This window comes from Nostoc sp. (genome assembly GCF_036917815.1).
Taxonomy (GTDB): Bacteria; Cyanobacteriota; Cyanobacteriia; order Cyanobacteriales; family Nostocaceae; genus Nostoc.
Genome location: NZ_JBALEK010000100.1, coordinates 126,322 through 140,569, shown reverse-complemented (window position 1 = coordinate 140,569; position 14,248 = coordinate 126,322). Strand labels below are relative to the sequence as shown.

Sequence of the window (14,248 nt, the reverse complement as noted above, 5' to 3'; positions counted from 1 at the left end):
GATAATTTTTGGCGGAAATGTGACATTTAAATCATTACTTCTAAATATAAGTAAAGTTTCTCCATAAGTACTAGCAAGGAAATTTATAGAGAAAAATTAATCTTTAGGTAGTTATTTGCTGAAAAACTCGCTAATTAGAGTCAAAAATTCAAAATTATCGGTATTATGAAGAAAAAATACTGATAATTCTCTAACTCCACTTTTTCAGCTAGTCAGCCTTTGGTGAATCTCTGCTTAATATTAGGTATAATCAAAAATCTCAAATCCCAAATCAATGGATCGACGGTCTTTTTTGCTAGGTACAAGCACACTGGCACTTTCACAACTGCTTTTTGGCTGTGGTGGAAACAAGCAGATGCAACTAAGAGTACAGTTATTAAAAGGTTCTATACCTGGTCAGGTAGTGAATCAGTTCCACAAAGGTTTACAGCAACAAGTGCAGTTAAAGTTTGCTCCAGTTGAGCAAGTACAGGATTTATTTCGGCAATTACAAAGTTGGCAGCAGAAACCAAAAGCTAACGATGAGCAGGGATGGAGTCGCTTTATACCCTTTAGGCAAGGTCAAAAAGCGGTTGATGCAGACCTAGTGACTTTGGGAGATTACTGGTTAAAAGCAGCTATTGAGCAGAAATTGATTCAGCCACTCCAAGAGGTACAGGGAAACCAATTAAAGCAGTGGCCTGCTTTGGGTGAAAGGTGGAAACAACTGGTAACGCGTAACGACCACGGTAACTTGGATACTCAAGGAAAAGTGTGGGGTGCGCCTTACCGATGGGGTAGTACGGTGATTGTTTATAACCGTGACAAGTTGGAAAAGTTGGGATGGACGCCCAAAGATTGGAGTGATTTGTGGCGAGATGGAATGCAGCAGCGTATTTCCCTACTAAATCAACCACGAGAAGTTATTGGTTTAGTCTTAAAGAAGCTAGGAAAATCTTATAATACAGAGAATCTTGACCAAGTACCAGATTTGGAAAAAGAATTACAGATATTAAATCAACAAGTGAAGTTCTACAGTTCCAATCACTACTTGGAACCTCTGATTATGGAAGACACTTGGCTAGCCGTTGGCTGGTCAAGCGATGTACTGCCATTTCTGGGGCGTTATCCACAATTTGCCGCAGTTATACCCCAGTCAGGAACAGCAATTTGGGCGGACTTGTGGGTACGTCCCGCAGGTATTACTAAGGGTACTTTATCAGATCAATGGATTGATTTTTGTTGGGAACCAAGCACAGCTAAACAAATTTCGGTGCTGACTAAAAGTAATTCGCCAATTTCTACAAATATTACTGCTTCCGATATTCAAGAACCATTATTGAGTTTGTTAGAGAGCGATGTCTCCGACGGGCTACGCCTACGCAAGGTTTTTGATAAAAGTGAATTTTTGCTTCCTTTACCGCCATCTGCAATAAAACAATACGAGTCTTTATTTGCCAAAATTAAGGTTTAATTGGGCATTGGGAATTGGGTATGATTATTCTCCTTGTCCCCCACTCCCCACTGCCAACTCTCTTTTTTTTACAAAGAATCTATCCCACTAATAATAAGCTAATCTGCATCTAAGTTGCATAATCAAGGCGCTCATGTTGCCCACCCCACAAGATGTTGAGAAAATTTTAATATGCAAATTAGATGTGTTTTAGCTTATTTTGTTAATCCAAACGTGGATGGTAGCGAGGTCAACGAATGCATCAAAATAAACTTTTCGACGTTCCCATCTGACTGAGGGGGCGACAACAGAAAAGCCTAGACGCGTAGCGGCTTGTCGTTAGACATCGCACTCTGGGTAGTTACAAAGCCGATGCCTGTGGCGGGTTGCGCCAACGCACTTGCATCATGTATGAGAATGCGAAAGCGGTAAGGCGTTTTTGCACATTTGGGATGCTCCCGATTTTTAGGTGTTCACAATCTATAAACATTACTACGATGCTTTACTTTGACCACCGTGACTAATAATAAACCATCTTGTATTTCGTAAATAATTCGATATTTTCCCAATCTGACTCTATATAAATTATAAGGTTCTGATAATTTTTTCACACCATCAGGACGAGGCTCAAAAGCAAGTTCTTCCAATTTAGCAACCACTTTTTGTTGAACATCATAGGGTAATTTTTTTATCTGTCTTTTTGCAGCCGGAGCAATTTCTACTTCGTAACTCACAAACCTAATTCCCTTTTGAGTTCACCCAAGGAAATCGTACCAACCTCTTGTGCTTCTTTTAATGCAGCTTTTGCATCTTCTAAATCTTCTTTATCTTCTTTGGCTTTCAAAAAAAGTAAAAAGTCCAGAACCTCGTATATAATTTCTTCTGGTACATTTTCTATCTCTTCAATTATTTTCTGTTTGGCATTCATAAATTCCGCTTCATGCTGGTTGACTCTATTATAAGATGATGGTTATTGAAGTCTTGCTAACTCAAGTAAGAAATTGCGATGCCTGTGGCGGGCTGCGCCAACGCACTTCATCATGCAGGACATCGCACTTTGGGTAGTCACAAAAGCAACAAGAGAAAAGCGTAGACGCGTAGCGGCTTGTCGTTAGACATAGCCTTAACTGAACCCTATTGGAAGATAAAGGGGTAAATAACCGGGATTTGGTATCAGGTAAATAAAGTAAAAGGATAGGGGCACAATATGTTGTGCCCCTACGATTATCTGTACTGTAAGAATCCTATTTTATTTTTGAAACCCGAAATTTACTCACAGCTTACCGAAACAAGTTTTGAGTTGTCAGTGTATCTAGCAAAACCTAAATCGATTCCTATAACACTTACTTGGTTATAAACTTGATAAGCTGTGTTGTTGGTTCTAGTTTTTTTGATCGCTCCAAGTCTAGAGATTGTAAAAAACTATTACTACCTTTTGCAAATGTCTCTGCTAAGGTTATCCAATAATTTAATTTTTCTACATTGTCTACAATTTGTTGAGCTGGTGCTAAGAGTGAGTATTGTGAGTAGTATTTGAATGTGGGTAGTTCCTCTGCAAGAACCTTAATAGCTATTTCCGTTAGCTTACCCAATTCTTGCTTATTAATCCAGTTGAAAGTTTCCAAGGATTTTAGAGCATCTTGAGGTGTATTAAATGCCCCATCTGCTGCCAAACTTTTAACGTTTTCTTGCAATACTTCAGCATAAATGGCTGACAATAGTTTCATTTTGAGGGAATAATTTTCTTCAAACACTTTTGGCAACCCAAACTCAAACAGAAGATCCATTCCTACTTTTGCTAAATTGTACGCAGTAGCATAAGTACCAGTTTTAGTAAGTTTCAGGCTGCCTCCCGGTGGAATAACAATATTTCGGATTTCTGTTTTTTCTGAACTACCTAATGAGTTTCTTGGATCTGTAAAACCGTAACCTTCAGTAGCTAGCCTCCATAGTCTTTGTATTGATTCAATTCCAAACCCAAAAACACTAGTCGGATTTCTAATACCTTCAATTCCCCTGATTTCAACTAATTGATCCTGAGCATTTCTAACTTCAATCACTCCCTGAGCATAACCTGTGTTGAATACATCGAAACTCAATGCTCTAGAGCCATCACTAAGATCTTTATAGTTCAATCTATCTACAATAAAAGCGTAAGTTCCTATCAAGTCTTCAAACTTTTTAGTAACAGAACCAGGATCAATCGTGATTCCGGGAGTTGATTGTAAATTAATTTCTTTAAGAATAGATATCCAAGAAGGCAGTTGTTCTGTTCTAAGAGCCTCACTTTTACCTGTTTGCTGATTGAAGGCAATTTTTCCTCTCTCAAATTCTGCCCAAATAGTGACACCATCTGCTGCTTGTTGTTCTGCTTTAGTAGGTAAACCAAGCCAGCTATTTGCTGCTCCCATATTTTCATAGAAGCTACCAATACTTCCCCAAGTAGCTACAGATCCAAGAGTGGGATGGTTGTGAATTCTAGCTTTACCACCAGAACCAGAGAACCCTTGCCAAATACCTTTAGTTCCAGTTTGAGAAGCTGTGAATTGAGTTTCTTCATTAGTAGGTAAACCTAATGCACCGTAAGCACCACCTCTTTGCAAGTACTCCCGCAGGTTATCTCCATGCACCCAATAGGCAGTGCTTTTACCGTCTTGCAGTGCTAACAATCTTTGCTCACCATTAGCAGCTTGAAACTCCTCAAACCATCCACGTCCATCATTCGTACTAACATAGGTAGGTGGGATGATAAGTTTGCCAACAACACCAAGACCACCAATACGATTAATTGCGTTATTTACAGCGATATCAAATACAGATCCCGTTTGTGCTGGTTGTTGCGGTGGTACAAATGGCGAATTAGAGTTGTTGAACAGCACAGGAATATCGATCACTTGTCCGCCATTAACATTGTTAGGATTGGAAATTCCATTGTGTTGGGCGATGAAGTTGTAGCCATTAGCCGAGCCATCTCCCAAAGTATTTTTAGCGATCGCGCTGAGACTCTCCCCAGACTTGATTGTGTAAGGACTCCACTGATAAGTTTTTCCGCCATAAGTAAAGGTATTAGACCCTGTTTGTGGCGGTTGTGTAGGTGCAGGTGTGGGTTGTGTATAATCTTCATTAATGTAGGCATCGGGAACCCAGAAATTAGTACCTGCTAATCTAAACCAGCGATCAGTCACAATGTTTGAATTGTTGTAATCCTGTACTGAAGTGCCTGTTGTCCAAGCGTCAAATGTCAGAAGATTACCGTAAGCTTTATTTTGACTGCTTCTATCATCGTAATTAGAGCTATTACGAAGATTTACGCCTTGAGAGGGCGTTACCACACCCGTGAAATTGAGATAATTGATAGATGAAGGTGTAGGTTGGGGAGTAGATTGCCCATACATCTCCGTCCGAGTAGGTCCGTTGTTCCAAACTATGCGCCCCTTCTCAAAGTTCTGGACAACAACGCCATTACCAATACTAATCTCACCACTGGTAGGCAACCCTAAACGACCTTTTTCGCCACCTTCAACTTGAAGGTACTGAGAAGCAATTCCTCCATAAACAGTAAAGATTCCTTTATCTGACTTGATTATTGCCCCACCTTGGAAGTCTTGTCTCAATGCACCGTTTACAGTGCTGTACCTGTCAGAAGTGGGGTAATGTAAAATCCCCCCAGCAGCACCCACTTCTATGAATTTATTCCAAAAGTCACCGCCAACCCAGTAAGAGTTATCGTTGGCGTTAGACTTCATAATTCCGCCTTTGCCGTCAGAACCTCCAGAAAATTCTTGAATATAGCCATCTCCCCAAGAATGCACATTATTAATTGGGGAGCCTAAAAATGATGAACCACCATCCCGATTGAAGGTATTTCTATAGGTTGAATTAATAGCAACACCATCGTAACCGACGACATTAATCAGCTGCCCCTGCCAATTTTTAATTGTGATCTTATTGTCAGGAGTTATCCCAATAAAACCATTTTCAAAGGTATGGTAATGCTTGTAGCCATTGACATTAGATTGTTCAGTAGCTTGTGTAGGAAATCCTAGTCCGCCATTTTGTCGTTCATAACCACCTGTTAAGCGATAGATGTCTAACATCCATCCTTGCACTCGATAGGGTCCGCCTTGAGTTAGTTGCTTACCATCTTTTACGAAAAAGATGCTGTCTCCATCTCCTTTTGGACTACCTGTAAACTCCTGAATCCATCCCCCAGTAACATGACGCACCGATCCAGTTGGATTGCCTACACTGTTCTTACTCCAATAAATATAATCATTCTTCCACTGCAATTCTGTACCATCAGGCGCACCCTGCCCGACTAAAGCAAAACTACTAGCTTTTTGGTTATAAGATGGAGTGACAATGCCATTAAGGTTAGTCAGCATACCACCTTCAAATTCCATCACAAAACTGCCATCATCTTTTTTATAAATGGCGGAAGTTGGCAAACCTAAACCAGAGTAAATACCAAACAATCCATTAGTTGTGTTGTTGTTGGCATATTGGTTATTCGTATAATAATCAGCTATGGAACCATACATGAGAAAAATACCATACTGACTTTGATATACGCCAATTCCATTACTATTAAAGAAAGATCGAGTTACGGGTAGATTGTAGTAACTGTTATTATTGGGTGAAGGATCAGTATAATCATAATTACCCAAAGAAGTAGCAGAAAGGCTGAGATTATAGTTAGTATTTATGCTATTTCCACTTGGATATATCCGAACATAATAGTTACCTGAAAATAAAGGTACGCTGATTGATTCTGCTGAACTACCTGTCAGAATTGAACTTCCCAATATTTCATTAGCATCTATTTGAGAATTGCCATTAATATCTTGAATTAGCTGCACATCGGCATTACTAGTCAAACCACTAAGCGACAAATTAAAATTACTGGGACTAGTAACACTAAATTTGTAATAATCATTAGTGTCAGCATCACCTACAAAATCACTAAAATATTGCTTAGTACTCAAAGTACCTATATTGCGGGCTAGAGTTAAACTATTGCCAGCATAATCAGACGGTACTGAATTGATTGTGAAATTAGCATCACCAAAATCAAAAAGATTACCATTATTCACACTAGTAATCTTAATTTGATAATCAGAACCAGCAGTTAAATTACTAGGAACAGTCCAAACTTCATTGCCATCACTTGGTGTAGAACTGAACAGAGTCCTGTTGAAAATAGCCCCTTTAAATAGGTCTATCTTTACATTTTCAGCAATATTATCGCTCCAGGTAATATTATAACTACTACCTGCTTGTAAACTATTTCCACCATTGGGATTAGTAACTGTAATTGTGGGTTTATCATTGTCCGCAATCATGACAGTGGCAGTGGTTGCCACTCCCAAATTATAATTAGTACTATTGGCAAGGTTGAGGATGACTGTCTCATCGTTTTCGATGAGGAAATCATCAATGGGATTCAGATTAATCACTGCCGTGGATGCACCAGCCGCAAAAGTGATGCTATTGGTTAATTTGTTGTAATCTGTACCATTGATTGCTGTCCCGGCAACTGTGTAATTCACTGTCAATGCAGATGCGATACTACCAGTGCGGGTGAGGGTAAATTGACCGGGGTTTGTAGGTTGTCCGGCTAAGGTTTCTCCAGCATTGGCATCATTGGCGCTGATGGTAATTGTGGGTTTATCATTGTCCGCAATCATGACAGTGGCAGTGGTTGCCACTCCCAAATTATAATTAGTACTAGTGGCAAGGTTGAGGATGACTGTCTCATCGTTTTCGATGAGGAAATCATCAATGGGATTAATATTAATCACTGCCGTGGATGCACCAGCCGCAAAAGTGATGCTATTGGTTAATTTGTTGTAATCTGTACCATTGATTGCTGTCCCGGCAACTGTGTAATTCACTGTCAATGCAGATGCGATACTACCAGTGCGGGTGAGGGTAAATTGACCGGGGTTTGTAGGTTGTCCGGCTAAGGTTTCTCCAGCATTGGCATCATTGGCGCTGATGGTAATTGTGGGTACTGGGCTTGACTGTTCAACTCCCAATTTTTGCCCATTAACAACAATGGTTGCTGAATCATCTTCAGCATGAATCCTAGTAATCTGATCTGCGCTTAGTTGATCACCTGAAATCAAATCTGCTAACATCTCACCTTCATCGCCAGGGGAGTCAATAGGACTAGCGTAAACATCTAGGAAGTGTCCTGACTCTTCAACGATAACTTTGCCTACAGCAGTTGGGTTAGCTGAATTCTGCGTGAGAAAAACACTGTTAACGTAGATTGTGTTGTTACTTTTGGCGTATGCACCGAAAGCACCATTCATCTGAGTATTAGAGAGAAATTGCACATCTGGCAAGACACCATAGTTTCCACCCAAGATATCAGCACCTAATGCTTCTGCTTTGTTAACATTAAAGGCTTCTCCAAAGGCAATGTGAGCATTAGCAGCAAAGTTACTCTTAAAAATACTCCCAGCAGCATAAACTATTGCTAGGGTTGGGTTAGTTTGGTTCTGCCATGCGTGGATGAGAGTCTCACCTGCCAAGCTCAAAAGTTTCTGTGAACCGAATACTTTCCAATCAGGTTGTAAAGGATTTAGCGAATTATTATCTAGAGAATTTGATGCGTTATTCAACTGGGGGAGAGAGGAATCGATGTGAAGTTCAGGATTGTCAAACATAGTTAAATTGGTTCCAAGTATTGAGAATAAACAGAATCTCTGAAAAAGTAACTATTAATCGTGACGAAGATGTTGCGTTGCGAAGATATTTTGTATGATCGAGTCAGAAATTATATTGGCTTAAATCCCAATATCACAGATAACAACGTGTATATTACTTATGAATTAAAGATTTTCATTCTTTGCTAAAAAGTGAATTTATCACAGCCCTAACAAGTATTAATTAATTTAAATTTTATTCCCAATCCAACTTACTTAAATAAGCCCATTGATGGGTAATTACATACTTCATAGTCAGCGCAATCAGTTGGCTTGAAGGATGATTTAGCAGAGTTTATATGCAATTCAATTTGCTTAAATACTTATTAAATACATCATGACAACTTACGCTTGATTGCGGCTATAGCGTGATTACCTAAATTCTCATGAATTTAATGTGAGTTTCAGGACGTTGAAAAGGTACAAAATGATGATGAGGCTGAAATTAGATGAAAAATATATGAAGCTATCCCACTAATAATATTTTGTTAATCATTCAAATATTCCATCTGATCGCCATTGCTTTAACCATCGGTGGCACGAGCTTTTAGATGCCCACATGTCCCCAGATGGTAAGCGACACTATGGACACTGGTTAATCATAATAATATAGTATTTATACATTGCGTTCCGGCGCATGAGGTATTCCTTATACCACGTTTTTCTGGCTACGCAGTGGAAATATATAGCGCTTCTTGATTGAGTGAGCTACAAGAACCCCCTCCCTGTAAGTGAGGCTACGGTGTATACACAAGTCCTAAAATCCTTGTCTGGGAAGATACAAGCCTTAGTAGGCAAGGTTTTGAGGTGAGCAAGCTGATTATCAATAGTGTCAGATTATTGATAGAGCTTTAACGGAAAATTAAGGATTTTAAAAATAATTTTCCGTTATTTTCAGTCCATTTAATTCCCAACTCGACTTGTGTATACACCGTAGGTAAGTGAGGAGGAGGCTATGATGTGCCTCAGTAAAGTAGGAAACGGTATATCTTCAAAGAACTGTAATCACTAGTCGCTCAACCCTTCAAAATGGCCAGCCATACGGTGATATACCCTTCTCATGTGATAAGTAAATTACTACATTTTGAGGTTAGTGGGATAGGCTCAAAGAACGCTGTAACCCTATCTTGTTCTTAACAGTCGTTTGGATAGTGCATAAAGGTGGAGTTGTACTAAAGTTACAGGTGTAGCTTGCCAAGGGTTCTTTTTGATAATTAAATACCCGGATGTTGTAACCAAAGTTTCGTGCAGCACTACCCAAGCGATTTACGAAGTCGTAGCGCTCTACATATTCTAATAAGCTCCAAATTTGCTGATTCACAATTAAGTCTACTCGTGCAGGTTCTTTTTCAGAAGCCGGATATGCTATCCAATTATCCAATAGCTTTTTCTCAGAGTTTTGTTGTGCCCACCATAAACTGGGAACGGTTAATCGCGCTGGGTTTACGGTGTTAGCTGTGATTACATAGTCTTTTGGCTTGGTCAATAAGTCTAATTCTAGAGGCGCACTAGAAGGCGACGGTATTGAGGGCGTTTGCGCTAGTGAGGGCGCGACTAGTAAAGTGTTGAGGGCAATGGTTAGTAGTAATGAAAACGATATCTGGCGATCGCTGCGCCAAGGCCAAGGGCGATCGCACAATTTAGGTATATGCATAACTAATTCGTAATTAAAGTATAAGTAATAATTAGCACAAGCTAAATCTTAATGGCAACGATGCGAATTCTTCGATAATCTGCTGTCCAAGTTCCTTGTTGATACAGCGTTGGCTTCAGATATTCCTCAACGACGCGAATTACTTGTATTTGTTGCTCACTAGAAAGTCCTGTTAAAAAACTGCTGGCGAACATCTGAATCCAGTTTGCCATACCTGCTTCTCCCTCTGTTAAAAGAGTTGGACGGGCAAACAGGGTGCTATAGATAACATCAAAGCCTTGCTGTTCTAGTAGGGTGGCGTACTCACCAATGCTAGGGAAATACCAAGGATTTAGGGTTTGTGCAGAAATATTAAATGCTTCTAAAGCGCTTTCTAAAGCTGTGGCGATCGCTTTCACATTTCCTTTACCCCCAAATTCTGCCACAAAACGTCCTCCGGGTTTAAAAAGGTCAACTAACTGCTCGCGGTAGCTTGAAATCCAATCTCCAATTGCTAAAAATCCTTTATTTCCTGCGGCGATCGCTAGTGTGAAGGGTTTAAGACCCCCACTGAACTCTTGTTCAGGGCTGCTAAATCAGTAGGGGTCGAATCCCCAACTGCCTCCTGCCTCCTGCCTCCTTCAATTGGAAGTCCCCTAATTAAAATTGATAGCCGAGTGCGAGTTGAATAATGAGGAGGAGTGTGAAAGCTTATCGAAAGTTAATTAATAGCTTATTAAGGGCTTCTGTATCAATTAAAAAAGCATCGTGACCGTAAATTGATTTCAGCAAACCTAGTTGAGCATGAGGAATTAAATCTGCTAATTCTTGTTGTTCTATCGGCGGATAAAGAATGTCAGAATCAATAGCAACAACTAAAGCAGGTTGTTTAATGCTTTGCAGAACAGATTTATAGTCTTGACCTTGAGCAATATCATGACTATCCATCGCTTGGGTGAGAGTGATGTAAGTATTGGCATCAAATCTCTGTACTAGCTTTTGACCATGATGTTGTAAGTAGCTAGCGATCGTAAATTGGTCAGCAGAAGCATCATACTGTCGTCCAAAACGTTCTGTAAAGGTCTGCCAAGAACGGTAAGCACTCATCGCCATCATCCGCGCTACAGCTAATCCTTGGTTTGGTGGCTGTTCTGGTGTGTAGTCACCCCCAAGCCAATTGGGATCAGCATATATAGCCTGTCTTTGAGCTTCACTCAACCCAATACACCAAGCTGAATGTCTACCGGAAGTGGCAATTGGTGCGATCGCTTGCACGATTTCTGGATATAATAATGCCCACTCTAGTACCTGCATCCCACCGAGTGACCCACCAATTACTAGTTGTAAAGATTTAATTCCCAGGTATTTAATCAGTGCAGTTTGTAAGTGAACCATATCCCGAATCGTAATCGCTGGAAATGATCCGCCATAACGGATTCCTGTTTGGGGATTGATGCTAGTTGCTCCCGTAGTGCCATAACAACTTCCCAAAATATTGCTGCATACAATAAAATTGCGATCGCTATCCAGTGCTTTTTTTGAACCTAACAAACCTTCCCACCAGTCATCTGCATCAGCCGAACCAGTTAAAGCATGACAAATTAGCACTCCATTATCGCCTTCCAAGTTTAACTTTCCCCAAGTTCGATAAGCGACCTGAACCCCAGTTAAAACTTCGCCTCCTTCTAACTCAAATAGCATCGGCAAATGATAATACTGAGTTTGTGGTGAAATGAAGTGCTGATAATTCATCTAATACTAACTGAGGAGACAATAAAATCAAAATTCAGAATTTTAGATTTGGTGAACATGAGCGAGAGAGCAATGACCAATGACCAATGACCAATGACTAATGACTAATCTGTTGAAATGCTTGCTCAAAATCTTCTTTGATATCGTCAATGTGTTCAATTCCCACTGATACACGCACTAAATCAGGTGTCACACCGGCGGAAAGTTGTTCTGTATCACTTAGTTGTTGATGGGTTGTGGAAGCAGGATGAATAACGAGGGTTTTAGCATCCCCAACGTTTGCTAAATGACTTGCTAATTTCACATGATTAATAAAGGTTTTACCCGCTTCTAGTCCGCCCTTGATACCAAAATTTAAGACTCCGCCAAATCCGTGTCTGAGATATTTTTTGGCTCGCTCATGAGCAGGGTGATGGCGAAGTCCTGGATAATTGACCCATGCTACTTGTGGTTGCTTTTCTAACCACTGAGCTAATTCTAAAGCGTTGCTCACATGGCGGTCTACACGCAGAGAAAGAGTCTCTAATCCCTGTAATAACAGAAAGGCGTTAAATGGACTCAATGAGGGACCAAAATCCCTTAACCCTTCTACTCTGGCACGGATAATGAAGGCAATATTACCAAATTGACTACCTACACCAAATACTTCTTGAAAATTCAGCCCATGATAACCGGGGGATGGTTCAGTAAAGACGGGAAATTTGCCATTACCCCAGTCAAATTTACCAGAATCGACAATTACGCCACCGATAGAAGTGCCGTGACCACCAATCCACTTAGTTGCAGATTCAACTACAATATCTGCACCGTGTTCAATTGGTCGAGCCAGATATCCGCCAGCCCCAAAGGTATTATCGACAATCAGGGGAATTCCATTTTCATGAGCAATTTGGGCTAAGGCAACAAAGTCGGGAATATTGAATTGGGGATTGCCGATGGTTTCCACATACAATGCTTTTGTGCGATCGTCGATCGCCTGACGAAAATTTTCTACCTCGTCTCCTTCGACAAATTTGACATTTATACCTAAACGTGGTAATGCAACTTTAAATTGATTATAGGTTCCCCCATATAAAAAACTGGTGGAAACAATATTATCCCCAGCTTGAGCGATCGTACTTAAAGCCAAGAACTGCGCCGCCTGACCACTAGAGGTAGCCAACGCTGCTACACCCCCCTCTAAAGCAGCAATTCGCTTTTCAAATACATCCGTTGTCGGATTCATGATCCGCGTGTAGATATTGCCAAACTCTTGCAGCGCAAACAACCGCGCCCCATGATCCGCATTGTCAAAAACGTATGACGTTGTTTGATAAATCGGTACAGCGCGGGCATTAGTTCCTACAGCTGGTTCTTGTCCTGCATGGACTTGCAATGTTTCAAAGCGATATTTTTCAGACATAGAGAATTATTGCTAGCAAAGATATTTTGATAAATAATCATAAATCTATCGACTTTTAGTATATTAACAATTTTGTCAGTCAATTTCTACCGGGGTGAAGTCAATACGACCGAGCTTGGCTATGATGTCACCTGTGTTTAATTGAGCATCAACCACCTTAAACCCTTGCTGCTTAGGACTTTGACGATTTTGCTAAGTTTTTTGTAAAAACCTCTTGATTTTCATCACCGATTGTGAGAAAGTCTGACTTAATATCTAAAAAATACGCTAAGTCGATAGATGTACAGTATTTTCTAGTTTGACTAGAATTAAGCGGTAGTTTTAGCTGTGCTTTAACCCCGGCAACATCCTATTAGATTGATTACAACCACAAAGTTATAACAGCCGTGCGATCAAAGCATCATACCAGTTTATCTAAAATCCAAAATAATATAAGTTTTAGGAAAAGTTGAATCTTATTGATGAACTACAGGCATTCAATTAGAAATAGCAAAAGTGAGAATATTCGGGATGGAAAAAAATATTGCTTTCTCACATTAATATTCATTCAGGGAATAGCGATCGCACTCTTATTCATCAATACAACCGCATTGGCAGCCACAGTCAATCCCTGTCCCCAAGGTATGGCGATGATTTCAGGAGGAACGTTCAAAATGGGGTCTGATAATTCCAGTTTTGTGGAAGAGCGATCGCCTGGAGATGCAACGGTGACTAACTTCTGTATTGATAAATATGAGGTAACAAATGCACAATTTGGTGAATTTGTCAAAGCTACAGGATATGTGACAGTTGCAGAGCGTCCCTTATCTCAAAAACAGTTTCCCGATTTACCCGATGAGCAGCGATTACCGGGTTCCTTAGTGTTTGAGATGGTAAAACCAGGTGTCAAGCAAGTTTCCTTTCTGAGTTGGTGGCATTGGACTACTGGCGCGAATTGGCAACATCCCTTTGGCCCAGACAGTGCGATTGCCAACAAATCCAACTACCCAGTTGTTCACATAGCTTACGAAGATGCCCTAGCCTATGCCAAATGGTCAGGAAAATCCCTACCCACGGAAGTTCAATGGGAATACGCCGCCCGTGGTGGCTTGGATGGTGCAACATACACTTGGGGCGATGAATATTCTGAACATAGAGATAAACTAAATGACAGAAAACTTTGCTAAACTTATCTAGAATTAGGTATTTTAGACAAGTTTATGTGGAAGGTTGCAGAATTTGGCGGATTAATCGGTGTTTCTTCATCGACATTAAGGCGGTGGGAGACAGAAGGGAAACTAACGCGCCTAATGGACGCTAGGCAATCAAAGAATTTA

General features: G+C 40.4%; 8 protein-coding genes and 1 pseudogene. 2 read left to right on the top strand and 7 right to left on the bottom strand.

Features of this window, described 5'->3' with window-relative positions; translation table 11 throughout:
* Positions 1-274: 274 nt before the first annotated feature.
* A complete protein-coding gene (locus V7K97_RS30460; RefSeq protein WP_334804697.1) occupies positions 275-1,453 on the top strand; it encodes an extracellular solute-binding protein in 1,179 nt (392 codons plus the stop codon).
* Positions 1,454-1,905: 452 nt separating this feature from the next.
* On the opposite strand, the gene V7K97_RS30455 is transcribed toward V7K97_RS30460, so the two are convergent.
* From V7K97_RS30455 to V7K97_RS30425, 7 genes and pseudogenes are all read right to left on the bottom strand, one after another.
* Positions 1,906-2,166 carry a type II toxin-antitoxin system RelE family toxin gene (locus V7K97_RS30455; RefSeq protein WP_334804696.1) on the bottom strand — a complete coding sequence of 87 codons (261 nt, stop codon included), beginning with the start codon at positions 2,164-2,166 and terminating at the stop codon, positions 1,906-1,908.
* Complete coding sequence (locus V7K97_RS30450; protein ID WP_099066453.1) at positions 2,163-2,360, bottom strand: DUF2281 domain-containing protein; 198 nt, start codon at positions 2,358-2,360, stop codon at positions 2,163-2,165. Before V7K97_RS30450 ends, V7K97_RS30455 begins: the two co-directional genes overlap by 4 nt.
* Before the next feature lie 415 nt (positions 2,361-2,775).
* Positions 2,776-8,106 carry a Calx-beta domain-containing protein gene (locus V7K97_RS30445; protein ID WP_334804695.1) on the bottom strand — a complete coding sequence of 1,777 codons (5,331 nt, stop codon included), beginning with the start codon at positions 8,104-8,106 and terminating at the stop codon, positions 2,776-2,778.
* A 1,129-nt stretch (positions 8,107-9,235) separates the two neighbouring features.
* A complete protein-coding gene (locus tag V7K97_RS30440; protein ID WP_334804694.1) occupies positions 9,236-9,799 on the bottom strand; it encodes a hypothetical protein in 564 nt (187 codons plus the stop codon).
* Between the two features lie 41 nt (positions 9,800-9,840).
* A pseudogene (locus V7K97_RS30435) lies at positions 9,841-10,245 on the bottom strand (SAM-dependent methyltransferase); the annotation flags it as partial.
* 244 nt (positions 10,246-10,489) lie between these two features.
* On the bottom strand, positions 10,490-11,530 hold the full coding sequence (metX, locus tag V7K97_RS30430) for a homoserine O-acetyltransferase MetX (RefSeq protein WP_334804693.1): 1,041 nt from the start codon (positions 11,528-11,530) through the stop codon (positions 10,490-10,492).
* 97 nt (positions 11,531-11,627) lie between these two features.
* A complete protein-coding gene (locus V7K97_RS30425) occupies positions 11,628-12,932 on the bottom strand; it encodes an O-acetylhomoserine aminocarboxypropyltransferase/cysteine synthase family protein (protein WP_334804691.1) in 1,305 nt (434 codons plus the stop codon).
* Positions 12,933-13,393: 461 nt separating this feature from the next.
* On the opposite strand from V7K97_RS30425, the gene V7K97_RS30420 reads away from it, so the two are divergent.
* Positions 13,394-14,098 carry an SUMF1/EgtB/PvdO family nonheme iron enzyme gene (locus V7K97_RS30420; protein ID WP_334804690.1) on the top strand — a complete coding sequence of 235 codons (705 nt, stop codon included), beginning with the start codon at positions 13,394-13,396 and terminating at the stop codon, positions 14,096-14,098.
* The last annotated feature ends 150 nt before the right edge of the window (positions 14,099-14,248 follow it).

What these genes read in the sequence shown, in the direction of transcription:
- V7K97_RS30460 (WP_334804697.1), top strand. Translation starts at nt 275, where the DNA reads ATGGATCGACGGTCTTTTTTGCTAGGTACAAGCACACTGGCACTTTCA.
- V7K97_RS30450 (WP_099066453.1), bottom strand. Translation starts at nt 2,360, where the DNA reads ATGAATGCCAAACAGAAAATAATTGAAGAGATAGAAAATGTACCAGAA.
- V7K97_RS30445 (WP_334804695.1), bottom strand. Translation starts at nt 8,106, where the DNA reads ATGTTTGACAATCCTGAACTTCACATCGATTCCTCTCTCCCCCAGTTG.
- V7K97_RS30440 (WP_334804694.1), bottom strand. Translation starts at nt 9,799, where the DNA reads ATGCATATACCTAAATTGTGCGATCGCCCTTGGCCTTGGCGCAGCGAT.
- metX (WP_334804693.1), bottom strand. Translation starts at nt 11,530, where the DNA reads ATGAATTATCAGCACTTCATTTCACCACAAACTCAGTATTATCATTTG.
- V7K97_RS30425 (WP_334804691.1), bottom strand. Translation starts at nt 12,932, where the DNA reads ATGTCTGAAAAATATCGCTTTGAAACATTGCAAGTCCATGCAGGACAA.
- V7K97_RS30420 (WP_334804690.1), top strand. Translation starts at nt 13,394, where the DNA reads ATGAACTACAGGCATTCAATTAGAAATAGCAAAAGTGAGAATATTCGG.